Source organism: Burkholderia sp. ABCPW 111, assembly GCF_000773065.1.
Lineage (GTDB): Bacteria > Pseudomonadota > Gammaproteobacteria > Burkholderiales > Burkholderiaceae > Burkholderia > Burkholderia savannae.
This window is the reverse complement of record NZ_JPWT01000047.1, coordinates 1-21,850: the sequence shown is the minus strand read 5'-3', so window position 1 is coordinate 21,850 and position 21,850 is coordinate 1. Positions and strand designations below refer to the sequence as shown.

Below are 21,850 nucleotides of genomic sequence, written 5' to 3'. Positions count from 1 at the left end.
CAGACGCCTCGTCCATCTGCCGGTAACGTTTGATCCCAAGAGCGGCATTTGAACGGACAAGAAACCATTATCCCGTCGCGATTTGCCGCAACGAGGGGCGGGACCGAACTACCTGGAGTGATGTCGAGGGACGATACTGACCTGCCCCCTCAGTAAGGCTAACGGGCTTCTAGCAAAGTCCCTTCAAACCAGCTCCCGGAAAGCGGCAGGCGCATCCGCCGTTGCCGGAAGTTTCGCCGCGAACGCTGCAGGCGAAAGGCAATCCATCCAGTGCGCCGTGTCGCCTTTACTCGTTGTAGTCCAGGCGCCAGGCGGCGATAAGCACCTGGGCATGCGCGAGGCTCGTGAACCAGTGCTCGCTTAGGCAATCGAGCGCGCGAAGAATGACGAGGCGCGCGCTGCCCGAGCGGGCCGACCGACAATAATCTCCCGAGGATTTCCGGCGGCTGGCGCTACCCGCCGATGCTTGCGGGGCGTTGCTCCCGCGGGTGCGACGCCAGTCAAATCGAACGGGGCGACGGGCCCCTCCGAGCCCGTCGCCCCGCGCCCGCTGCTCGGCCTCGGCTCGAGGGCCGAGGCCGGCCAAGTCGTTCACGAAACCACGCCCTGAATCTTGTGCGAGAAGCTCGCCCGTTCCGCCTTGTCCATCAGCGAGAGGAACTCGTCGCGATCCATGTGGACCAGCTCTTCATGGTCGCCGGCCTCGAAATACACGTCCGGCTGCTGCGCGAGGCTCTCGTCGAGGAACGTCTGCATCCCGTAGGCCATGCACACGGGCGGCAGCGCGCCCACGTCGCAGTCCTTGAACAGTTCGCGCAGTTCGACTTCCTTCGCGAGCACGAGATGGCGTCCGGTCTTCGCCCAGAGTTCCGAAAGCCGCACCGCGTGCGTGGTCGGCAGCACGGCCGCGACGTAGCCCTGTGCGTCTTCGAGCAGCACGGTCTTCGCGAGACGGTCGCCTGGAATGTGCGCCGCCGCGGCCGCCTCCATGTTCGAGTGGCTGTAAGGATGATGGATGACTTCGTATCGCGAAGCCTTCTGGCGCAGGCAGTCCTGCAAAGTGACGGACATCGACATGGCACACCTCCGTCTAACAAACGTTGATCGCCGCCGGTTGGCAGGATGTCTCTAGAATAGGTCGCGCTCGCTCGTCCGAACAATGCGGCGGCGCCGCACCTACGACGGCTCGAGCCCTCTTTCGCGCAGCCACTCGCGGTTGAAGAGCCGCGTGCGGTAAATGTCGCCGCGATCGCACAGCAGCGTCACGATCGTATGCCCCGGCCCCATCTGCCGTGCGAGCCAGACGGCCGCCGCGACGTTGATTCCGCTCGATCCGCCGACGTACAGCCCCTCTTCGCGCAACAGCCGGTAGACCATCGCCACGCACGCCGGATCGTCGATGCGCACCGCGTCGTCGATCGGCGCGCCTTCCAGATTGGCCGTCACGCGGCTCGATCCGATGCCTTCCGTGATCGAGTTGCCCTCGACCTTGATCTCGCCCGTCTTCACGTAGCTGTAGAGCCCGCTTCCGCACGGGTCCGCGAGCACGATGCGGATCTCGGGATCGCGCTCCTTCAGATAGCGGCTCACGCCCGCGAGCGTGCCGCCCGTTCCCGTCGCGCAGACGAACGCATCGACCGTGCCCGCCGTATCGCGCCAGATTTCCGGGCCGGTCGTCTCGTAGTGCGCCTGCCGATTGACGAGGTTGTCGAACTGGTTGGCCCAAATCGCGTTGTCCAGCTCGGCGGCGAGCCGCCCGGCGATCTTCTGATAGTTGTTCGGGTCCTTGTACGGCGCGGCCGGCACGGAGCGCACGTCCGCGCCGAGCGTGCGCAGCAGCGCCATCTTTTCCGGCGACTGCGTCTCGGGAATCACGATCACGCAGCGGTAGCCGCGCGCCGCGCAAAGATGCGCGAGCCCGATGCCGGTGTTGCCGGCCGTGCCCTCGACGACGGTGCCGCCCGGCTTCAGCGCGCCGCGCCGCTCGGCGTCTTCGATGATGTAGCGCGCCGCGCGATCCTTGACCGATCCGCCCGGGTTCATGAATTCGGCCTTGCCGAGAATGTCGCAGCCCGTCTCCGCGCTGAGCTTCGCCAGGCGGATGAGCGGCGTGCGTCCCACGCAGTCGACGAAACCCTGCCGCACGTCCATGATCGTTCCCCCTTCCCCGCCCGCGCGTCGGCGGCTCGACCTACATCAAGGATAGGTGACGGCACCGGCCGGCACCGCGCTTTCGCCGCCGCGAGCCGCGTACTAAGCTGGAAAGCGGCCCGAAAGCGACCGGGCCTGCGGCGCTCGCGCGCCGGTGCATTCGCGTCGCCACGAGACGAGGTGCGACATGCTGCAATTGCTTACCGTTGCGATCGACAAGCCCGAGACGACGAACTTCATTCTCGGTCAGACGCATTTCATCAAATCGGTGGAGGACATCCACGAGGCGCTCGTCGGCACCGTGCCGGGCATTCGGTTCGGCCTCGCGTTTTGCGAGGCGTCCGGCAAGCGCCTCGTGCGCCGCTCCGGCACCGACGGCGAGCTGACCGAGCTTGCGTGCCGGAACGCGACCGCGATCGGCTCGGGCCACTGCTTTCTCGTGTTTCTCGGCGAGGGCTTCTATCCGGTCAACGTGCTGAACGCGATCAAGGCCGTGCCCGAGGTCTGCCGGATTTTCTGCGCGACCGCGAATCCGACCGAGGTCGTCGTCGCGCAGACCGATCAAGGACGCAGCATCCTCGGCGTCGTCGACGGCTTTGCGCCGCTCGGCGTCGAAAACGACGAGGATGTGAGCTGGCGAAAGGCGCTGCTGCGCAACATCGGCTACAAGGCGTAGCCGCCGGGCGGCGGACGACGCTTTGGGCCGATTTTCGGCCGATTTCGGGCTGATCGCGCGCTGCGTGGGATCGATGCGTTCGCGGGCACTTCGCGGGCACGTTTACCGCCCCGTTCACGGGCACGATGCGGCGTGCCGGCGTGCCTGCATGCCGGCTCGAATCAGACGCTCGCCGCGCCGGCTATCGATGCCCGCCGTTCAACCGAGCGAGCCGCCCCGGCGCGCGCCGAACCGCTCGCCGCGCGGCAGACAAAACCGCGACGGATCGAACGGGAACGCCACGCGCCGCGTGCGCCCCATGATCTCGCCGCCCCCTTCCGTCACCCCGCTCCATACCGCCGATTTCCGCTGAGGATTGCGTAGGAAAACGCCGACAAACCGCTGCAGCGGATGACGCGAAGTTCGTCGTCGGCTGATTGGATCGGTGCGGCCCGTGGACGATACTTGGGTCACAACAAAGAGAATTTCATGTTTTGCGGCGGCGCTCGAGAAGCGCCGCAGCGAAGGAGACCAACATGAGCCTCGCCGCGCAAGATCTGATCGAATTGCTCCGTCTCGCCCAAGGCGGCGCCGGCGCGCTCACGCAACACCTGCTGCGCGAAGTCGCGGGAAATCTCATCGCATGCGGCGTCGCCGACTGCCGCGAAGGCTGCTGATTCGGCGGCGATCAACCGATGCGGGCGCGGGCGAGCGGCGCGCCCGCCTGTCGCCGAACGGGTGTCGAATCCCGGTTTTCGTTCGATCGACGATTCGCCGCGGCGGTTTGCATGCGTCGCCGCGATTGCATTGCATGCGATGCGCGTGTACTGACGCAATGCTCCGCCGATCGGCGCGGCGCGCGCCGCGCGGATCAACGCCGAAACGCATGACGACCGCATGACGACGACGTCCGACGCCGCTCCTCTGCCGCGGGAAGCCGCCTGAATGCCGCGGCTCGCCCGGTTCCTGACAGACTTGTCACCGCGCGGTCATCGCCACGCACCGCGCCGTCGTCACACTGGCCGGGTCCGCCGTTCCGGCGGCGACCACCAAGCGAGACATTCGATGAAACGAGCAACATCCATGGCCGTCGCGGCGCTTTTCGCCGTCGCCGTCTCATCCGCGTTCGCGCACGGAATGCCCGAGCGCGTGTTCAAGGAGCGCAAGCCGATTCGCGCCGAAACGCCGCAACAGCCGCAACAGCCGCAGCGCGACGCGCCGTCGCCCGCCTGTGCGCGCGACTGCGCGGCCGGCGCGAAACTCTCGCAACGCAACGACGGCGCGCCGGGCGCGAACCCGCGTCCCGTCGATATCGAAACCGCCGCCGGCGCGCATTCGGCCGTCAGCGGCGGCTGAGCGGTCGAGCGACTGAGCGGCGATCCGGCGTCACTGCATTACGGCATCACGGCATCACGGCATTACGGCGTCACGGCGTCACGGCGTCACGGCGTTCGACTCCAGCGCGCGTCCGCGCGCCGTCGCGACACATCCGCCATGTCCGGCTCGGCAGATGCGTTCCACCGCATCTGCCGCATCTGCCGCATCGGCCCTCGACACGCACTCCGCACTCCGCACTCCGCACGCCGACAAACCCCGCCGCACCGATCGCCCCCCTCCCGCGCGAACGTGACAAAAATGTCATGTTCGCCTCATGTTTGCATTGCGGCACGCCCCGTAGCATCGATCGCGTTTCACCCAAACTCGATCACCCATGCCCAAGCGTATCTTCGCCGCACTCGTGTCGGCCGCGATCGCGGCGTCGGCGGTGCAGGCGCAAGCGCAGTCCGCACCGCCCGCCGTCGCGCCCGGCCGGCCGACCGCCATGCCCGCCGACGCCGGCGCGCCTTCCGCGCCGACGCCGCCCGCGTCCACCGCCGAGTCCGCCGCCGCCCCGCCCGCGCTGTCGCTCGACGACGCGCTGAACCTCGCCGCGGCGAACAACCCGCTGCTCAAGAGCGCGCAATCCGACGCCGATGCGTCCGTCGGCGCGCTCGTCCAGGCGGGCGCGCGGCCGAATCCGACCGTGTCGCTCCTGCAGGAAGGCTTCGAGCGGCAGGAGCGGACGACGACCGGCCTCGTCAACCAGACGATCGAGCTGGGCGGCAAGCGGCGCTCGCGCGTCGACGCCGCATCGTACGGCCGCGAGTTCGCGCTCGCGTCGCTCGACGGCCGCGCGAGCGCGCTGCGCGCCGATGTGACGAGCGCGTTCTACGGCCTGCTCGCCGCACAGCGTCAGTTGCAGGTCGCCGAGGAATCCGCGGCGATCGCCGCGCGCTCGGCCGACATGGCGGACAAGCGCGCGCGGGCCGGCAAGGTGTCGCCCGTCGAGGCGACGAAGGCGCGCGTCGCGCAGACGGCCGCGCAGATCGAGCTGTCGAACGCGCAGACGCGCGTGACGGCGGCGCTCGCGCGGCTCGCCAACGTGACGGGCAGCGCCCTCGTGCGCGAGCGCACCGCGTCGGGCGACCTCGATGCGCTGCCCACCGTCGAGCCGTTGCCGCAATTGCTCGGACGGCTCGACGACGCGCCGCTCTCTCGCGCGGCGAAGGCCGCCATGCTGCGCACGAACGCGCAGATCGCGATCGAGCGCGCGAAGCGCGTGCCGGACATCACCGTGAGCGCGGGCGTCAAGCGCGTCGTCACGGGCGGCGCGCCGGACAATCAAGCAGTCGTCGGCATATCCATTCCGCTGCCGCTGTTCGATACGAACAAGGGCGCGATTCTCGAAGCGGTCCACAAGGCCGCGAAGGCGAGCGCCGATTTCGACGCCGAGCGCGCGCGCCTGCGGCTCGATCTCACGCAGGCCTACGCGAACTTCGAGCGCTCGACGAACGAAGCGCGGCGGCTGAAGGCCGACGTGCTGCCGGCCGCGCGGCAATCGCTCGACGCGATGTCGCGCGGCTACCAGCTCGGCAAGTTCAGCTTCCTCGACGTGCTCGACGCACAGCGCACGCTGTTCGACGCGCAGTCGCGCTACGTGCTGGCGCTCGCCGACGCGCACCAGTCGTACGCGGACATCGATCGCCTCGTCGGCGCGCCGTCGCGCGACGCGTCCCGCCCCCTCGCCCAACTTCGCTGAACCCATTTCACTGAAGAACTCGCCATGCAACGCAAGCAATTGATCCTCGCCGGGGCGGCCGCGGCCGGCGCTCTCGCCATCGCACTGGCGCTCGCGCGCGCGCCGTCCACGTCGTCCACGCCGGCCGGAGCCGCCGCCGCTCCCGCATCGGGCGCGGCCGGCCGGCACGGCGGCACGGTGCTCGCGCAAGGCGCGCTGTCGGTCGAAATCGTGCTGTCGGAAAAGCCCGACGACGCGCGCCTCGTCGTCTACCCGTTCGCCGACGGCAAGCCCGCGCCGAAAGGCGCGAGCGTCTCCGGCACGCTGACCCGCTACGACGGCAGCCGCGTCGCGCTGCAGTTCTCGGAAGCGGGCGCGAAATACACGTCGGCGCAGGCGATCGCGAAGCCTCACGTATTCGACGCGTCGATCGACGTGAAGATCGGCGCGCGGCGCGCGTCGTTCCCGTTCTCGCGCGCCGACGGCGCGATCGCGCTGAGCGACGAGCAGATCGGCGCGGCGAAGATCGGGGTCGCGCGCGCGGGCCCCGCGCAGGTGGTCGCGAGCTTCCAGTTGCCGGGCGAGATCAAGTTCAACGAGGACCGCACCGCGCACGTCGTGCCGCGCGTCGCGGGGATCGTCGAGCGGGTCGCCGTGTCGATCGGCGAGAACGTCAAAGCGGGGCAGGTGCTCGCCGTGATCGCGAGCACGGATCTCGCCGACCGCCGCAGCGAGCTGATGACGGCCGAGCGCCGGCTGGAGGCGGCCCGCACGTCGTACGCGCGAGAAAAGACCTTGTGGGAAGAGCGGATCTCCGCCGAGCAGGACTATTTGCTGGCGCAGGTGCAGTTGCGCGAGGCGGAGATCGCCGCGGCGAACGCGCGGCAAAAGCTCGCCGCGCTGAACGCGAGCGCCGCGTCCGGCGCGCTCAACCGCTACGAGCTGCGCGCGCCGTTCGCGGGCACGATCGTCGAGAAGCACATCGCGCCCGGCGAGGCGATCGCCGCCGACGCGAACGTATTCGTCGTGTCCGATCTGTCCTCGGTCTGGGCCGAGATGGCCGTGCCCGCGCAACGCCTGAACGACGTGCGCGTCGGCCGCCACGCGAGCGTCAACGCAGCCGCGTTCGAGTCGAAATCGAGCGGGCCGATCGCGTACGTCGGCGCGCTGCTCGGCGAGCAGACCCGCACCGCGCCCGCGCGCGTCGTGCTGCCGAACCCCGACGGCGCGTGGCGGCCCGGAATGTTCGTCAACGTGACCGTCGACGCGGGCACGCAAAACGTGCCGGTCGCGGTCGCGAGCGACGCGCTGCAGGACATCGACGGCGCGCCCGCCGTGTTCGTGCGCACGCCGAAGGGCTTCGTCGCGCAGTCGGTCGAGACGGGCCGGCGCGACGCCGGGAGCGTCGAGGTCGTCAAGGGCCTCGCGCCCGGCCAGATCTACGCCGCCGCGAACAGCTTCGTGCTGAAGGCGGAGCTCGGCAAGGGCGTCGCCGACGAGCACTGACGCGCCGCACGCGCCGCGCTCCGCCCCGCGCCGGCGCGCAGCGCTTTTTTTCGCATTCCAGAGGACTGTCACCATGTTTGAGCGCCTGATCCGCTTTGCGATCGCGCACCGCTGGCTCGTCATGCTCGCGATCGTCGCGGTCGCGTCGCTCGGCGTCTACAGTTACCAGAAGCTGCCGATCGACGCGGTGCCCGACATCACGAACGTCCAGGTGCAGATCAACACGTCCGCGCCCGGCTATTCGCCGCTCGAAGCCGAGCAGCGGATCACCTATCCGGTCGAGACCGCGATGGCCGGCCTGCCGAATCTCGAGCAGACGCGCTCGATCTCGCGCTACGGGCTGTCGCAGGTCACCGTGATCTTCAAGGACGGCACCGACATCTACTTCGCGCGCCAGCTCGTCAACGAGCGCATTCAGGAGGCGAAGGACAAGCTGCCGCCCGGCGTCGCGCCCGCGATGGGGCCGACCTCGACGGGCCTCGGCGAAATCTACCTGTGGACCGTCGAAGCCGACGCCGACGCGCGCAAGCCGGACGGCACGCGCTACACGAGCGCCGATCTGCGCGAGTTGCAGGACTGGGTCGTGCGGCCGCAGTTGCGCAACGTGCCGGGCGTGACCGAGGTGAACTCGATCGGCGGATACGTGAAGGAATACCGCGTCGCGCCGAATCCGACGAAGCTGATGTCGTACGGGCTCACGCTCGCCGACGTCGTGCGCGCGCTCGAGCGCAACAACGACAACGTGGGCGCGGGCTACATCGAAAAGCGCGGCGAGCAGTATCTCGTGCGCGTGCCGGGCCAGGCGCGCTCGGTCGACGACATCGCGAACATCGTGCTCACGAACGTCGGCGGCGTGCCGGTGCGGATGAAGGACGTCGGCGCAGTCGACATCGGCCGCGAGCTGCGCACGGGCGCCGCGACGGCCAACGGCCAGGAAGTCGTGCTCGGCACCGTGTTCATGCTGATGGGCGAGAACAGCCGCACGGTCGCGAAGGCCGTCGCCGCGAAGATGGTCGACGTGAACCGCACGCTGCCCGCCGGCGTGCGCGCGATCCCCGTCTACGACCGCACGGTGCTCGTCGAGAAGGCCGTGCAGACGGTCAAAAAGAACCTGCTCGAAGGCGCGGTGCTCGTGATCGCGATCCTGTTCCTGTTCCTCGGCAACATCCGCGCGGCGGTGATCACCGCGCTCGTGATTCCGCTGTCGATGCTGATGACGTTCACCGGAATGGTCAACGCGAAGGTCAGCGCGAACCTGATGAGCCTCGGCGCGCTCGATTTCGGCATCATCGTCGACGGCGCGGTCGTGATCGTCGAGAACTGCATACGCCGGCTCGCGCACGCGCAGCACGCGGCCGGCCGCCCGCTCACGCGCGACGAGCGCTTCGCCGAGGTGTTCGCCGCGTCGCAGGAAGCGCGCCGCGCGCTGATCTTCGGGCAACTGATCATCATGGTCGTCTATCTGCCGATCTTCGCGCTCACGGGCGTCGAGGGGAAGATGTTCCATCCGATGGCGATCACCGTCGTGATGGCGCTCGCGGCCGCGATGGCGCTCACCGTCACGTTCATTCCCGCGGCGGTCGCGCTGTTCATCGGCCGGCGCGTCGAGGAAAAGGAAAACCGGCTGATGAGCGCCGCGAAGCGTCTGTACGCGCCCGCGCTCGACGCGTTCGTCGCGCGGCCGAGGCAGGTGCTCGCGGGCGCGGCCGCCATCGTCGCGTTGACGCTCGTGCTCGCGACGCGGCTCGGCAGCGAGTTCATTCCGAGCCTGAACGAAGGCGATCTCGCGGTGTCCGCGCTGCGCATTCCGGGCACGAGCCTCACGCAGTCGATCGAGATGCAGCGCTCGATCGAGAAGACGCTCAAGGCGCGCTTTCCCGAGATCGAACGCGTGTTCGCGCGCACCGGCACGGCGGAGATCGCCGCTGATCCGATGCCGCCGAACATGTCCGACGGCTACATCATGCTGAAGCCCGTCGACCAATGGCCGAATCCGCGCAAGTCGCGCGACGCGCTGCGCCAGGAAATCGAGGCCGCGCTGGCCGGGCTGCCCGGCAACGCGTACGAGTTCTCGCAGCCGATCCAGCTACGCTTCAACGAGCTGATCTCAGGCGTGCGCAGCGACGTCGCGGTCAAGATCTTCGGCGACGACATGGCGACGCTCAACGCGACCGGCGAGCGGATCGCGGCCGCGCTGCAGAAGGTGCCGGGGGCCTCCGAGGTGAAGGTCGAGCAGACGACCGGCCTGCCCGTGCTGACCGTCAACCTCGATCGCGACAAGCTCGCGCGCTACGGCGTGACGGTGGGCGACGTGCAGGACGCGGTCGCCGCGGCGGTGGGCGGCCGCAAGGCGGGCCTGCTGTTCCAGGGCGATCGCCGCTTCGACATCGTCGTGCGGCTGCCGGACGAGCTGCGCACCGACGTCGAGGCGATCAAGCGGCTGCCGATCGCGCTGCCGTTCCCGGCTTCGGCGGGCGCGAGCGGCCCGGTCGTCCAGGCGCCGTACGTGCCGCTCGCCGAGCTCGCGACGGTCGACCTGTCGCCGGGGCCGAACCAGATCAGCCGCGAAAACGGCAAGCGCCGCGTCGTCGTCAGCGCGAACGTGCGCGAGCGCGACGTCGGCTCGTTCGTCGCCGACGCGCGCGAGCAGATCGCGGCGGATGTCCAGGTGCCGGCCGGCTACTGGCTGTCGTGGGGCGGCCAGTTCGAACAGTTGCAAAGCGCGAGCGAGCGGCTGAAGATCGTCGTGCCGCTCGCGCTCGCGATGGTGTTCGTGCTGCTGTTCGTGATGTTCAACAACGCGAAGGACGGCCTGCTCGTGTTCACCGGCATTCCGTTCGCGCTCACGGGCGGCGTCGTGTCGCTGTGGCTGCGCGGCATTCCGCTGTCGATCACGGCCGCGGTCGGCTTCATCGCGCTGTCGGGCGTCGCCGTGCTCAACGGCCTCGTGATGATTTCGTTCATCCGCAATCTGCGCGACGAAGGCATGCCGCTCGGCGCCGCGGTGCGCGAAGGCGCGCTCACGCGCCTGCGGCCGGTGCTGATGACCGCGCTCGTCGCGTCGCTCGGCTTCCTGCCGATGGCGTTCGCCACCGGCACCGGCGCGGAGGTCCAGCGGCCGCTCGCCACCGTCGTGATCGGCGGCATCCTGTCGTCGACCGCGCTGACGCTGCTCGTTTTGCCGGTACTCTATCGGGTGGCGCACTCGGCGTCGCTGCGCGCCGCGCTCGGCGAGCGGTTCGCCGGGCGGCTCGCGAAGCTTGCGCCCGCGGCCGTCCTGCGCCGGCGGCGCGAATCATCGAGGTGAAACCAGATGCGAATACTGATAGTGGAAGACGAGCCGAAGACCGGCATGTATCTGCGCAAGGGGCTGACCGAAGCGGGCTTCATCGCGGACTGGGTCGATGACGGCGTGACGGGCCTGCATCAGGCCGAAACCGAGGAGTACGACCTGATCATCCTCGACGTGATGCTGCCGGGCCACGACGGCTGGACCGTGCTCGAGCGGCTGCGCCGCGAGCACTCGACGCCCGTGCTGTTCCTCACCGCGCGCGACGACGTCGGCGACCGCGTGAAGGGGCTCGAGCTGGGCGCCGACGATTACGTCGTCAAGCCGTTCGATTTCGTCGAGCTCGTCGCGCGCGTGCGCTCGATCCTGCGCCGCGGGCAGGGGCGCGAATCGACGATCCTCAAGATCGCCGATCTCGAGCTCGACCTCACGCGGCGCAAGGCGACCCGCCAGGGCGACGTCGTGCTGCTGACCGCGAAGGAATTCGCGCTGCTGTGGCTGTTGATGCGCCGCGAAGGCGAGATCCTGCCCCGTGCGACGATCGCGTCGCAGGTGTGGGACATGAATTTCAACAGCGACACGAACGTCGTCGACGCGGCGATCCGCCGGCTGCGCTCGAAAATCGACGACGCATACGAGCCCAAGCTGATCCATACGGTGCGCGGGATGGGCTACGTGCTCGAAGTGCGGAGCGCGCCGAGCCGATGATCAAGCGCCTGTTGCCCCGTACGCTGCGCGCGCGCCTGACGGCGCTCATCATCCTGTCGACCGCGGCGACGCTCGCGCTGAGCGGCATCGCGCTCTACAGCGCGCTGCACAATCGGCTGGCCGGCATGTCATTGTACGAAATGTCGGCGACGCTCGCGGCGATGCGCACGCATCTCGTGAACGTGCGAAGCGTCGACGAAATTCCGCGCAAGTCGGATCTGTGGATCGATCAGCTGCACGGCCATCAGAATCTGGATCTGGCGATCTACGGCGCAGACGGTCGGATGCTGTTCGCGACGCGCGGCTTCGTCGCGACGCAGCTCGCGCTCGGCGCGCCGCAAGCGCGCGTGCCGGCGAGCGCGACGCACGCCGGCACGACTTACAGCTATCTCGCGGGCGACGCGCCGCTTCGCGACGCCAACCGGACGGCGCGCATCGTCGTCCAGTACGACGGCAGGAACGATCACGCGCTGCTGCGCGCGTATGCGTACACGGTGGTGGTGATCGAGGTGCTCGCCGTCGCGCTGACCGCGGCGCTCGCGTACGGCATCGCGATGCTCGGCCTGAGCCCGCTGCGCCGGCTCGTCTCGCGCGCCGAGCAGATGTCGTCGAGCCGGCTCGCGCATCCGCTGCCGGAGCTCCACACGTCGGGCGAGCTCAAGGAGATGGAGCATGCGTTCAACGGCATGCTCAAGCGGCTCGACGAATCGTTCGTACGCCTGAGCCAGTTCTCGTCGAATCTCGCGCACGACATGCGCACGCCGCTCACGAATCTGCTCGCCGAAGCGCAGGTCGCGCTATCGAAGCCGCGCACGGCCGACGAATATCGCGACGTGATCGAATCGAGCATCGACGAATATCAGCGCCTGTCGCGGATGATCGAGGACATGCTGTTCCTCGCGCGCTCGGACAACGCCGAGAGCCATCTGGCGATCCGCACGCTCGACGCGGCCGCGGAGGCCGAGCGCGTCGCCGGCTACTACGAGCCGATGGCGGAGGACGCGGAGGTGAATATCGTCGTGCGCGGGCAAGCGGCCGTGCAGGCGGACGCGCTCCTCTATCACCGCGCGCTCAGCAACCTGATCAGCAATGCGCTCAATCACGCGCCGCGCGGCTCGACGATCACGATCGAATGCCGGCAGGCGGGCGGTGCGACGACGATCAGCGTTTCGGATACGGGCCGCGGGATCGAGCCGCAGCATCGCGAGCGGATCTTCGAGCGGTTCTACCGCGTCGATCCGGCGCGGCACAATTCGGCGTCGGGCACGGGGCTCGGCCTCGCGATCGTCCGCTCGATCATGGACAACCACGGCGGTGCGTGCGGCGTCGACAGCGAGCCACACGTGCGCACCACGTTCTGGCTCACGTTCCCCGCGCACGCGGCCTGACCGGCTGCGTCGCGCGACGCGGCGCAGCGCGCGGCCCCTGCGGCCCCCGCTTCGGCCCCTACGGCCGCTATCGGGTGCGCGGGGTGCGTGGCCCGCGCGACGCGGGCCGCGCACGCGTCGATGGTCCGCGCATCAGCGCGCAACCGTGCGGTCATGCTGATCGAGCGCCACGTTCGTCTTGCCGCCGTGAACCGAGATCGCATGCAGCTGCTTGTTGCGCTCGACGAGCGCCGGGCTCGGCGGATAGTCATTCTTCCCCGCGGGCACGATGCCTTCGTGCTGCGCGCGGATCAGCTCCTGCCGGACTTCGGCGCGCGTCTTGCCTTGCGCGAATGCGGCGGGCGCGACGGCCAGCGTCGTCAGTGCCGCGGCGGCGGCCCATGCCATGAGTTTTGTCGTGTTCATCGTTCGTTCTCCATCGAGTTGATCACTGTCGTGCGACAGTAGCCTCCACTTTGAACGCCGAACGGTACGCGGCCATGAGCGCGCGATGACAAATTCGTCATCCGCGCCGTGCTCGGAATCAAGCGTGCGCGACGCGCGCGCATGACGAAAATTTCACGTTCGCGTCAGCGTGGCGCTGTGTCGATCCTTTAGCATCTGTATTCCAAGATCGCCGATCAGACGAGATTGGACCGAGGTGCTTGGTTCCCCCCCCTCGAGCACGCGAGGCGCATTGGCACCAGCAGGTGCCGTCGCACTTATGCCGGACAGTCTCCCCCTGTCCGGCATTTTTTTTGCGCGCACACGTGGCAAGGGCGCGGCTTGCGGATGCGCGCCGCGCGTGTCGATCGGCGGCGACGCGAAGCGATCGGCGGCGCTTTCGCTTTCATGTTCACTTGCGTTCGCGTTTGCGCTTGCGTCTTCGGCGAAGGCCCGGCGTCGCGTTCGCCGGGCCTTCGCCGAAAGCACTTTGCTTGGTTCTCCGATGCATCCGCATCGCTCACGTCGAACGCGTCTCGCCTCGCTTCGCCGACAACTTTGTCATGTTCGGATCACGTCCGCGCAGCGTCGCCCGCGCAACATGTGAGCACATCGAACGACGCGCTCCGCATCCGGCGATTCGCGCACCCGGCGGCCCGAACCGGCGCCGACGCGATCGCCTCGCAGCGAGCGCCGAATTCGAATCGAACGACATACGACAAGAGGAACATCATGAAAGCGCCGATCATCGCAGTCGCGTTCGGCATCGCGCTGGCAGCCTGCGCCCCGCTTCGCCAGGATCTCCGGTCCGGCGAAGCGGGGCCATCCGTCGCATCGTCGAAGCCCGGCGACGACCGCGGCGTGAAACGCGAATCGCGACGCCCGGCGAACGAGGTCGTCGACTACGCCGGACGCCCGTGCGTCAATCAAACCCTGTACGTGAAGATGCATCCGTGCATCTTTCCGCGGTTGCAGCGCTGAACCGCCTGGCGCGTGCGGCGTACCGCACCGCACGGCGCGTCGCCGCACGCCGTCGCGAGCCGATGCACGAAGCGATGCGCTGGCCGACCGCCGCGCCGCGCGCCCATCCGACGTCGCGCCGCGCGAACCGCCCGCGCGCGGCTTCTCCCCGATCTCCGGCCTCGAACCACGGCCGCTTTCCCGCTCCCCCTCGCTTGCCGCCCGGCCGCGTCGATTGCTTATCGCCTTGCGCTTCATAACGAATCGCAAACTGCTTCTTTGTGTTTTGCGGGCCTGCTTCGTATAACTGCGACTTCCCGTCCGAACCGCCCCGACCGAAGAGCATCCCTTGAGCACACTCGATCTCGACGCGCCGATCTCGACGCCGATCCGTTCCGCGAGCGACGTCTCGCGCCTCATCAACTCGTCGGGCTCGCGCTCCGGCCATGCGCGCGTGATCGTCCTGCTCGCGCTCGGCGGCGTGTTCCTCGACGCGTACGATCTGACGACGCTGTCGTACGGCATCCAGGACGTGACTCGCGAATTCGCGCTGACGCCCGCGCTGAGCGGGCTCGTCAGCTCATCGATCATGATCGGCACGATTCTCGGCAGCCTGATCGGCGGCTGGTTCACCGACAAGATCGGCCGCTATCAGGTGTTCATGGCCGACATGCTGTTCTTCGTCGTCGCGGCGATCGCCGCCGGGCTCGCGCCGAACGTGTGGGTGCTGATCGCCGCGCGCTTCGTGATGGGGCTCGGCGTCGGCATCGATCTGCCGGTCGCGATGGCGTTCCTCTCCGAGTTCTCGAAGTTCAGCGGGCGCGGCAACAAGGCGTCGCGGCTCGCCGCGTGGTGCCCGATGTGGTACGCGGCGTCGTCCGTATGCTTCCTGATCGTGTTCGGGCTGTATTTCCTGCTGCCCGCCGAGCACGCGGGCTGGCTGTGGCGCGCGTCGCTGATCTTCGGCGCGGTGCCGGCGCTCGTCATCATCATGGTGCGCAGCCGCTACATGAACGAATCGCCGCTGTGGGCCGCGAATCAGGGCAAGCTGAGCGACGCCGCGCGCATCCTGCGCGAATCGTACGGAATCCGCGCGCATGCGGCCGACGACGACGCGCGCCCCGCGCCGACGCAGCCGCGCGTCAGCTTCCGCGAGCTGTTCAGGCAGCCGTATCTGCCGCGCACGCTCGTCGCGAGCGCGATGAATCTGTGCATTCCGTTCGAATACACGGCGATCGCGTTCTTCCTGCCGACGATCCTGTCGCAGTTCCTCGGCGCGGGCGTGTTCGAGACGATCGCCGCGACGCTCGCGCTCAACGTGCTGTTCGCGCTGACAGGCGGGCTGCTCGGGATGCGGCTCGCGTACCGACAGCCGTCGCGGCGCGTCGCGATCGCCGGCTTCGCGCTGCAAGTCGTCGCGCTCGTCGCGCTCGCGCTGCTCGGCCATCCGCAGACCGCGCTCGGGATCGGCGTCGCGGTGCTGATGCTCGGGCTGTGGCTCTTCGCCGAAGGCTTCGGCCCCGGCGCGCAGATGATGATCTATCCGGCGTTGTCGTATCCGACGTCGATTCGCGGCACGGGGCTCGGCTTCGGGCGCTCGCTGACCGGTATCGGCAGCGCGTTCGCGCTCTTCGTGCTGCCGATTCTCAACGCGCGCCTCGGCACCGGGATGTTCTGGATCGTGTCGATCGCGGCGTTCGTGCCGATCGTGTTTCTGGCCGCGATTCGCTTCGAACCGACCGCGCGCGACGTCGATATCGATGTCGAAGACGATCGCGAGATCGCGCGCGAAGCGGCGTAGGCGATGTCGCCGCGCGGTGTTCGGTGTTCGGTGTTCGGTGTTCGGTGTTCGGTGGTCGGTGTTCGGTGGTCGGTGGTCGGTGGTCGGTGGTCGACGTTCGACGTTCGACGTTCGACGTTCGACGTTCGGCGCGACGGCACCGCGATGTGTTCGCGACATCCGGGGCGGCTGCCGTGGCGGTCCCGACTTCTTCGCGATGCCGCCATGACATCGCGCGATCCGCATGGGTCGAGCGTCGCTTACCGCCGCATCCGGCATTTCGGCGGCGTCATCTGCGATACGCGATACGCGATTCGTGCGGCGCATCGCCACACATCGCGATGCGCCGCACACGGCAAGCGCCTTACGGCGAACGATGCATGTGCATTCGCCGTCGATCGTCCGCGCGTCTGCGCCCTCAACGACGGCAACGCCCGGATGCGCGAAAGCCGGATCACCGGATCGCCGAACCGCCCGATGCCGCCCCGCCGCGCCCGATTTCTCGCCGGGCGACGTACAACACGCAAGCCGCCCCACATCCGTCGAATCTCCTTTTCGATCATTCACCCGAGGACCCAGCCATGCCCCAGACACTTCCCGATCATCCGCTCTCGACCGGCACCGACTACGAAACGCTCGCGGCCCGCTTCCGCCCGATCTTCGCGCGCATCGCCGCAGGCGCGATCGAGCGCGACCGCACGCGCACGCTGCCGCACGAGCCGATTCGCTGGCTGAAGGAAGCCGGATTCGGCGCGGTGCGCGTGCCCGTGCAGGCGGGCGGCGCCGGCGCGTCGATTCCGCAGCTCTTTCGCTTGCTGATCGAGCTCGCCGCCGCCGACTCGAATCTGCCGCAGGCGCTGCGCGGCCACTTCGCGTTCGTCGAGGACGCGCTGAATGCGCCGCCCGGCCCCGCGCCGCAGGCATGGTTCGACCGCTTCGCGAGCGGCCAGCTCGTCGGCAACGCGTGGACCGAGGTCGGCGACGTCGCGCTCGGCGAAGTGAAGACGCGGGTGTCGAAACGCGACGGCCGCTGGGTCGTCAACGGCGCGAAGTACTACAGCACCGGGACGATCTTCGCCGACTGGATCGACGTCTACGCGCAGCGCGCCGACGACGGCAGCCCGGTGATCGCCGCGGTCGCCACGCATCAGGCCGGCGTGATCCGCGACGACGACTGGGACGGCTTCGGCCAGGCGACGACGGGCAGCGGCACGACGCGCTTCGTCGACGCGCACGTCGACGAAGCGCACGTGACCGACTTCGCGCGGCGCTTCAAGTATCAGACCGCGTTCTATCAGCTGTTCCATCTCGCGACGCTCGCGGGCATCGGCCGCGCGGTCGAGCGCGACGCGAGCGCGCTCGTGCGCGAACGCAAGCGGATCTACAGCCACGGCAACGCGCCGCGCGTGAGCGACGATGCGCAGATCCTGCAGGTCGTCGGCGAGATCTCCGCGTGGGCGTACGCGGCCGAGGCGGTCGCGCTGCGCGCCGCGCAGCCGTCGCAACGCGCATACGAGGCCCGCTTCGGCGGCGACGCCGCCGCCGAGCACGATGCGAACGTAGCGGCCGAGATCGAATCGGCGCAAGGGCAACTGGTCGTGTCGGAGCTGGTGCTGCGCGCGGCGACGCATCTGTTCGACGCGCTCGGCGCGTCGGCGATCAGCGCGGCGAAGGCGCTCGATCGTCATTGGCGCAACGCGCGCACGGTCGCGTCGCACAATCCGCTCGTCTACAAGGCGCGGATCGTCGGGGACCGTGCCGTCAACGGAACCGAGCCGCCGTACGTATGGCAGATCGGCGCGGGGGCCGGCAAGCGAGAAGAAGAAAAGGAAAAGGCGGCGTGACGCGCGCAGGCGCTGCGGCGTGCGCGCCGCGCATGCCCGCCCGGCGCCCGTGCGGCGCCAGGCGGGCCGATCGCTAGTGCCGCGCCGTCACGTATTGGAGCCGACGACGTTCAGCCCACCCGACCCGCTGAACGTCAGCGTGTTGTTGGTGTTCAGCACGTTGTCCCAGGTGCTGCCGCGCGCCGTCACGATCTGCGCGCCGTTCGAGAACGCGCCGTTCGCCGCCGACGTGATGACGAGCCCGTTCAGGTACGGATTCTGACTGTTGCCGTATTCGACCGTCTGCTTTCCGTTGGCAGCCAGCGATACGGTGATCGTCGCGCCGGATTGGCTGGGATCGGAGCCCTGACGGGTCACCAGTTCGATGCTGAGCGGCAATCCACTTTGATTGACGAGATTCTTGTAAGCCATGTCGCATCTCCCGAGGCGGGCCAGGTCATGGCGGCTGGCGGCGCCGGCCCGCCGGAGCGCGCCCCGCCAGTCCGTGAAGCCAGTACGAATACTAGGTCACATCGCCCGCGGCGCGAACCTAGCATTTCTGGTAGGTGTCCGAACGCGTCGCGCGCGAACCGGCAACGCGCGGGCGCGGCGTTTCGATTCGGATAGCGAGCGCCGGCCCGGCGCGCGGCCGGCGAAAAGATGAAACCGCGCGATGTCGATCGGCGCGATCGGCGCGATCGGGCCGGCCGATGCGCGCCTGCGCGCATCAGAAGATGCCCGGGATCACCCGATAGCGGACCGAACGCCGGTAAGCGCGATACGCGGCGTCCTCCGACAGGACCCGCTCCTCGCGATGGATTCGGCCGACCTGCAAGCCGATCTGCAGCGCGACCGCGATCAGGTTGCGCACGCTGAAGTTCGTCAACAGGAAGCCCGTATCGATGATCAGGTACCCGAGATACATCGGGTGCCGAACGAACCGGTATGCGCCGCGCGACACGACGCCGCGGTTCGCGGGCAGGATGCCGAACGATTTTCTCAGCGACGCCTTCGCGAACAGTTGCCAGAACAGGCCGAACAGCTGGATCGCCGCGCCGATCGTCTCCGGGATCAACTGGTGGCTCGCGCTCAACTGGAAGACGAGATAGTAGAACGTGCCGCCGAGCGAAAAGAACAGCGCGACCGGGCTCCAGTCCCGCTGTTTCGGCGGCTCGGCGAACAGCGACAAGCCGACCGTCAGCGTCGTCGAGACCGCGAGCAGGATCAGCGTGATCCGCGACGGATCGAGCCGCCATTGCATGTACGCCGCATACGCGAAAATTCCTAGCGCGAGCGCCGCGGCGACGCGCGCGAACACTTCGATCAGGATGCCGGCGAAACCCTCGGCGCCGTGCGCGGCGCCCGGGCGCGCAGCCGCCGCAAGTACGGCCGCCGCGCCGTGCCGCTTGGTGGCCATCAGTGGCCGGATATCGTGTTCCATCGCGAGCCCCCCGTTTCGTCGCCTCATTGTTTTCTGTCGATCGAGCTTATCACGCGGCTCGCGCACGCCGGCATGCCGAATCTAAAAATTAGGTTAAGTCCTTCGATAATAAATCGATGGTTTTCCCGATTCGATCAAATACAATCGTTTGCGAATGAACCGAAGAATCCGAGCGCATGATTCTCTTGCCAAAAGGCGCCACGCTCCCGCCGCTCATTCGGGTTTTCCAGAAGCGAGCGCGCCTGTTTCGCGCCGCTCCGGCCAAGGCTTCGGCGGCTTCCTTTCATCGGATCTTATTCGCGCGACGCCATTTTCCCATTCGCTTTCATTCATTCCATTTTGATTTATCGGATCGCCGGACAATTCATTCAGCATTGCTCCGGCATCGGTTTTCATTACCCTGACAAAATCCGGATGACGGTCGAGGGTTAACGCCGAGAGCCTAGCGCCGAAAGCGTCCGCTTTGTCGCGGGTTCGCCGTCCGCGTCGATTCCCGCTCCGCATCTTTGCTTGTGCGGCCCGCGCATTTGCCGCAATCCCATAACCAAAGCACGAATCCATCGTTCCCTTCGCCGCCGCCGTTGCACAGAATCGTTCGTTCGTCTCAACGCCCGCACCGAACGCTCACGCACCATGTCACGCCCGCTCCCGCCGCTCGCCCGCCTGCTGTCCACGCTGTTCGCCGCCGCGCTCGCGCTCGGTCTAGCCGCCGCTTCCGTTCGCGCCGCTGCGCCCGAGCAGCCCGATCGCGCGCCGCCGCTCGCCGGCAAGCGGATCGGCATCACGGTAGCCGGCACCGATCATTACTGGGACTTGCAGGCCTACCAGGGCGCCGTCGACGAAGTGAAGCGCCTCGGCGGCACACCGATCGCGCTCGACGCCGGCCGCAACGACAGCCGCCAGATCGCGCAGATCCAGACGCTGATCGCGCAGAAGCCCGACGCGATCATCGAGCAGCTCGGCACCGCGTCCGTGCTCGAACCGTGGCTCAAGAAGATCCGGCAGGCGGGCATACCGCTCTTCACGATCGACACCGCGTCGCCATCGAGCCTGAACGTCGTCACATCGGACAACTTCGTGATCGGTTCGCAGCTCGCGCTCAAGCTCGTCAACGACATTCGCGGCGAAGGCAACATCCTCGTCTTCAACGGCTTCTACGGCGTGCCCGTCTGCGCGATCCGTTACGACCAGCTGAAGGCCGTGCTGAAGTGGTATCCGAAGGTGAAGATCATCGAGCCCGAACTGCGCGACGTGATCCCGAACACCGCGCAGAACGCGTATGCGCAGATCAGCCAGTTGCTGCAGAAGTATCCGAAGGGCTCGATCGCGGCGATCTGGGCCGCGTGGGACATCCCGCAGGTCGGCGCGACGCAGGCCGTCGACGCGGCCGGCCGCGGCGAGATCCGCACGTACGCCGTGGACGGCAGCCCCGAGGCGGTCGCGCTCGTGAAGAATCCGAAATCGAGCGCGGCGGCCGTCGTCGCGCAGCAGCCGGCGTTGATCGGGCGAACCGCCGTGCGCAACGTCGCGCGCTATCTGGCGGGCGACCGGTCGCTGCCGGCGTATACGTTCGTGCCGTCGGTGCTCGTCACCAAGGACAACGCGGGCGGCGCGCCGCGCACGCTCGGGCAGGCGTCCGCCGACGCCGAGGTCGCGCGGCGATGACGGCGGCGCTTCCCGACGTATCCGCCGTATCCACTGTATCCACCGCGTCGACAGCCACGGCCGACGCGGGCGCCGCACGCGCGAAGAGGGACGCCGGCGCGCCGCTCGCGCTCGACGTGCGGCGCGTCGTCAAGCGCTTCAACGGCGTCGCCGCGCTGCGCGGCGCGTCGCTCGCGGTGACGCGCGGCACCGTGCACGGGCTGATCGGCCAGAACGGCGCGGGCAAATCGACGCTCATCAAGATGCTCGCGGGTCTCCACGCGCCGGACGAAGGCGAGATCGCGGTCGGCGGCGCGCCGCTGGCGACGCTCTCCGCCGCGGCGGCCGGCTCCGCTCGCGAGCGGCCCGCCCGCATCGGCTTCATCCATCAGGAACGCCTGCTGCCCGCGACGTTTACGGTCGCCGAGGCGCTGTTCTTCCCGCGCCCGCCGACGCTCGGCGGCGCGTCGCGGCTCGCCCGCCTGCTGCCGCTCGACGTCGGCCGGATGCGGCGCGACTGCCGCGCGGTGCTGCACGAGCAGTTCGGCGTCGATCTGCCGCCCGATCGCCTGATCGGCGAGCTCTCCGTCGCGGAGCAGCAGATCGTGCAGATCACGAGCGCGCTGATCGGACGCCACGAGATCCTCGTGTTCGACGAGCCGACCGCCGCGCTCGTGTCGAGCGAGGTCGACCGGCTGCTGCAGACGATCGAGCGGCTGCGCGCCGGCGGCCACACGATCCTCTACGTGTCGCATTACCTGAACGAGATCGCGCGCGTGTGCGATCGGGTGACCGTGCTGCGCGACGGCGTCGACGTCGCGCATCTCGACGCGCGCGACGCGTCGCGCGATGCGCTCGTCGCCGCGATGATCGGCGCGCCGCAAAACGCCGACGGCGATGCTACCGATGCTACCGATGCTGCCGATGCTACCGATGCTGCCGATGCTGCCGATGCTGCCGATGCTGCCGATGCTGCCGATGCTGCCGATGCTGCCGATGCTGCCGATGCTGCCGATGCTGCCGA

General features: G+C 68.4%; 19 protein-coding genes and 2 pseudogenes. 12 read left to right on the top strand and 9 right to left on the bottom strand.

From position 1 onward, the window contains the following. Positions 1-183: 183 nt before the first annotated feature. The 3 genes and pseudogenes from X946_RS36065 to X946_RS05990 all read right to left on the bottom strand — a co-directional run. A pseudogene (locus X946_RS36065) lies at positions 184-370 on the bottom strand (integrase core domain-containing protein); the annotation flags it as partial. Between the two features lie 221 nt (positions 371-591). Next, positions 592-1,077: an aminoacyl-tRNA deacylase gene (locus X946_RS05995; RefSeq protein ID WP_038744870.1), complete on the bottom strand. Its 486-nt coding sequence runs from the start codon at positions 1,075-1,077 to the stop codon at positions 592-594. A gap of 99 nt (positions 1,078-1,176) precedes the next feature. Further along, the gene (locus X946_RS05990; protein WP_038744869.1) at positions 1,177-2,151 is read right to left on the bottom strand and encodes a cysteine synthase A; all 975 of its coding nucleotides are present in this window, start codon (positions 2,149-2,151) and stop codon (positions 1,177-1,179) included. Between the two features lie 187 nt (positions 2,152-2,338). Between X946_RS05990 and X946_RS05985 the strand changes: the two genes are divergently transcribed. Beyond that, positions 2,339-2,827: an adenosine-specific kinase gene (locus tag X946_RS05985; RefSeq protein WP_081989383.1), complete on the top strand. Its 489-nt coding sequence runs from the start codon at positions 2,339-2,341 to the stop codon at positions 2,825-2,827. Positions 2,828-3,025: 198 nt separating this feature from the next. On the opposite strand, the pseudogene X946_RS36815 reads toward X946_RS05985, so the two are convergent. Both X946_RS36815 and X946_RS35405 read right to left on the bottom strand, forming a co-directional pair. Continuing rightward, positions 3,026-3,133, bottom strand: a pseudogene (locus X946_RS36815) (signal peptidase I); the annotation flags it as partial. 143 nt (positions 3,134-3,276) lie between these two features. Then, positions 3,277-3,705 carry a hypothetical protein gene (locus tag X946_RS35405; RefSeq protein ID WP_162483259.1) on the bottom strand — a complete coding sequence of 143 codons (429 nt, stop codon included), beginning with the start codon at positions 3,703-3,705 and terminating at the stop codon, positions 3,277-3,279. Positions 3,706-3,871: 166 nt separating this feature from the next. Here X946_RS35405 and X946_RS05975 point away from each other — a divergent pair, with 166 nt between their 5' ends. The 6 genes from X946_RS05975 (at position 3,872) to irlS (ending at position 12,755) form a co-directional block, all read left to right on the top strand. Continuing rightward, positions 3,872-4,162 (top strand): hypothetical protein, encoded by a 291-nt coding sequence (locus X946_RS05975; RefSeq protein ID WP_038744868.1) that lies wholly within the window; start codon positions 3,872-3,874, stop codon positions 4,160-4,162. Between the two features lie 355 nt (positions 4,163-4,517). Further along, positions 4,518-5,885: a TolC family protein gene (locus tag X946_RS05970; RefSeq protein ID WP_038744867.1), complete on the top strand. Its 1,368-nt coding sequence runs from the start codon at positions 4,518-4,520 to the stop codon at positions 5,883-5,885. A 24-nt stretch (positions 5,886-5,909) separates the two neighbouring features. Beyond that, positions 5,910-7,370 carry an efflux RND transporter periplasmic adaptor subunit gene (locus X946_RS05965; protein ID WP_038744866.1) on the top strand — a complete coding sequence of 487 codons (1,461 nt, stop codon included), beginning with the start codon at positions 5,910-5,912 and terminating at the stop codon, positions 7,368-7,370. A 73-nt stretch (positions 7,371-7,443) separates the two neighbouring features. Beyond that, positions 7,444-10,677, top strand: coding sequence for an efflux RND transporter permease subunit (locus tag X946_RS05960; RefSeq protein WP_038744865.1), 3,234 nt, complete (start codon positions 7,444-7,446; stop codon positions 10,675-10,677). A gap of 6 nt (positions 10,678-10,683) precedes the next feature. Further along, a complete protein-coding gene (irlR, locus tag X946_RS05955) occupies positions 10,684-11,367 on the top strand; it encodes a heavy metal response regulator transcription factor IrlR (RefSeq protein WP_038744864.1) in 684 nt (227 codons plus the stop codon). Continuing rightward, positions 11,364-12,755, top strand: a complete 1,392-nt coding sequence (gene irlS, locus X946_RS05950; protein ID WP_038744863.1) for a heavy metal sensor histidine kinase IrlS — start codon at positions 11,364-11,366, stop codon at positions 12,753-12,755. The genes irlR and irlS overlap by 4 nt, the downstream gene beginning before the upstream one ends. 132 nt (positions 12,756-12,887) lie before the next feature. On the opposite strand, the gene X946_RS05945 is transcribed toward irlS, so the two are convergent. Continuing rightward, entirely contained in the window at positions 12,888-13,160 is a 273-nt protein-coding gene (locus tag X946_RS05945; RefSeq protein WP_038744862.1) for a DUF4148 domain-containing protein, read from the bottom strand. Between the two features lie 750 nt (positions 13,161-13,910). Here X946_RS05945 and X946_RS05940 point away from each other — a divergent pair. From X946_RS05940 to X946_RS05930, 3 genes are all read left to right on the top strand, one after another. Next, entirely contained in the window at positions 13,911-14,159 is a 249-nt protein-coding gene (locus tag X946_RS05940; protein WP_038744925.1) for a hypothetical protein, read from the top strand. 328 nt (positions 14,160-14,487) lie between these two features. Then, the gene (locus X946_RS05935) at positions 14,488-15,939 is read left to right on the top strand and encodes an MFS transporter (protein WP_038744861.1); all 1,452 of its coding nucleotides are present in this window, start codon (positions 14,488-14,490) and stop codon (positions 15,937-15,939) included. A gap of 560 nt (positions 15,940-16,499) precedes the next feature. Continuing rightward, positions 16,500-17,762, top strand: coding sequence for an acyl-CoA dehydrogenase family protein (locus tag X946_RS05930; RefSeq protein ID WP_038744860.1), 1,263 nt, complete (start codon positions 16,500-16,502; stop codon positions 17,760-17,762). Between the two features lie 87 nt (positions 17,763-17,849). Here the strand turns inward: X946_RS05930 and X946_RS30370 are convergent, their stop codons facing one another. From X946_RS30370 to X946_RS34980, 3 genes are all read right to left on the bottom strand, one after another. Continuing rightward, positions 17,850-18,173, bottom strand: coding sequence for a hypothetical protein (locus tag X946_RS30370; RefSeq protein WP_059582318.1), 324 nt, complete (start codon positions 18,171-18,173; stop codon positions 17,850-17,852). Positions 18,174-18,468: 295 nt separating this feature from the next. After that, positions 18,469-19,161, bottom strand: a complete 693-nt coding sequence (locus X946_RS05920) for a methyltransferase family protein (RefSeq protein WP_235364000.1) — start codon at positions 19,159-19,161, stop codon at positions 18,469-18,471. A gap of 234 nt (positions 19,162-19,395) precedes the next feature. Continuing rightward, complete coding sequence (locus X946_RS34980) at positions 19,396-19,743, bottom strand: hypothetical protein (protein ID WP_156443915.1); 348 nt, start codon at positions 19,741-19,743, stop codon at positions 19,396-19,398. 72 nt (positions 19,744-19,815) lie between these two features. Between X946_RS34980 and X946_RS05915 the strand changes: the two genes are divergently transcribed. Together X946_RS05915 and X946_RS05910 are read left to right on the top strand one after the other, a co-directional pair. Continuing rightward, the gene (locus X946_RS05915; RefSeq protein WP_052145016.1) at positions 19,816-20,847 is read left to right on the top strand and encodes a sugar ABC transporter substrate-binding protein; all 1,032 of its coding nucleotides are present in this window, start codon (positions 19,816-19,818) and stop codon (positions 20,845-20,847) included. Then, positions 20,844-21,850, top strand: a 1,007-nt coding sequence (locus tag X946_RS05910; RefSeq protein WP_235363995.1) for an ATP-binding cassette domain-containing protein, incomplete at its 3' end; no start/stop codon positions are given. The genes X946_RS05915 and X946_RS05910, both read left to right, overlap by 4 nt.

What these genes read in the sequence shown, in the direction of transcription:
- X946_RS05995 (WP_038744870.1), bottom strand. Translation starts at nt 1,077, where the DNA reads ATGTCGATGTCCGTCACTTTGCAGGACTGCCTGCGCCAGAAGGCTTCG.
- X946_RS05990 (WP_038744869.1), bottom strand. Translation starts at nt 2,151, where the DNA reads ATGGACGTGCGGCAGGGTTTCGTCGACTGCGTGGGACGCACGCCGCTC.
- X946_RS05985 (WP_081989383.1), top strand. Translation starts at nt 2,339, where the DNA reads ATGCTGCAATTGCTTACCGTTGCGATCGACAAGCCCGAGACGACGAAC.
- X946_RS35405 (WP_162483259.1), bottom strand. Translation starts at nt 3,705, where the DNA reads ATGCGGTCGTCATGCGTTTCGGCGTTGATCCGCGCGGCGCGCGCCGCG.
- X946_RS05975 (WP_038744868.1), top strand. Translation starts at nt 3,872, where the DNA reads ATGAAACGAGCAACATCCATGGCCGTCGCGGCGCTTTTCGCCGTCGCC.
- X946_RS05970 (WP_038744867.1), top strand. Translation starts at nt 4,518, where the DNA reads ATGCCCAAGCGTATCTTCGCCGCACTCGTGTCGGCCGCGATCGCGGCG.
- X946_RS05965 (WP_038744866.1), top strand. Translation starts at nt 5,910, where the DNA reads ATGCAACGCAAGCAATTGATCCTCGCCGGGGCGGCCGCGGCCGGCGCT.
- X946_RS05960 (WP_038744865.1), top strand. Translation starts at nt 7,444, where the DNA reads ATGTTTGAGCGCCTGATCCGCTTTGCGATCGCGCACCGCTGGCTCGTC.
- irlR (WP_038744864.1), top strand. Translation starts at nt 10,684, where the DNA reads ATGCGAATACTGATAGTGGAAGACGAGCCGAAGACCGGCATGTATCTG.
- irlS (WP_038744863.1), top strand. Translation starts at nt 11,364, where the DNA reads ATGATCAAGCGCCTGTTGCCCCGTACGCTGCGCGCGCGCCTGACGGCG.
- X946_RS05945 (WP_038744862.1), bottom strand. Translation starts at nt 13,160, where the DNA reads ATGAACACGACAAAACTCATGGCATGGGCCGCCGCCGCGGCACTGACG.
- X946_RS05940 (WP_038744925.1), top strand. Translation starts at nt 13,911, where the DNA reads ATGAAAGCGCCGATCATCGCAGTCGCGTTCGGCATCGCGCTGGCAGCC.
- X946_RS05930 (WP_038744860.1), top strand. Translation starts at nt 16,500, where the DNA reads ATGCCCCAGACACTTCCCGATCATCCGCTCTCGACCGGCACCGACTAC.
- X946_RS30370 (WP_059582318.1), bottom strand. Translation starts at nt 18,173, where the DNA reads ATGGCTTACAAGAATCTCGTCAATCAAAGTGGATTGCCGCTCAGCATC.
- X946_RS34980 (WP_156443915.1), bottom strand. Translation starts at nt 19,743, where the DNA reads ATGGATTCGTGCTTTGGTTATGGGATTGCGGCAAATGCGCGGGCCGCA.
- X946_RS05915 (WP_052145016.1), top strand. Translation starts at nt 19,816, where the DNA reads ATGTCACGCCCGCTCCCGCCGCTCGCCCGCCTGCTGTCCACGCTGTTC.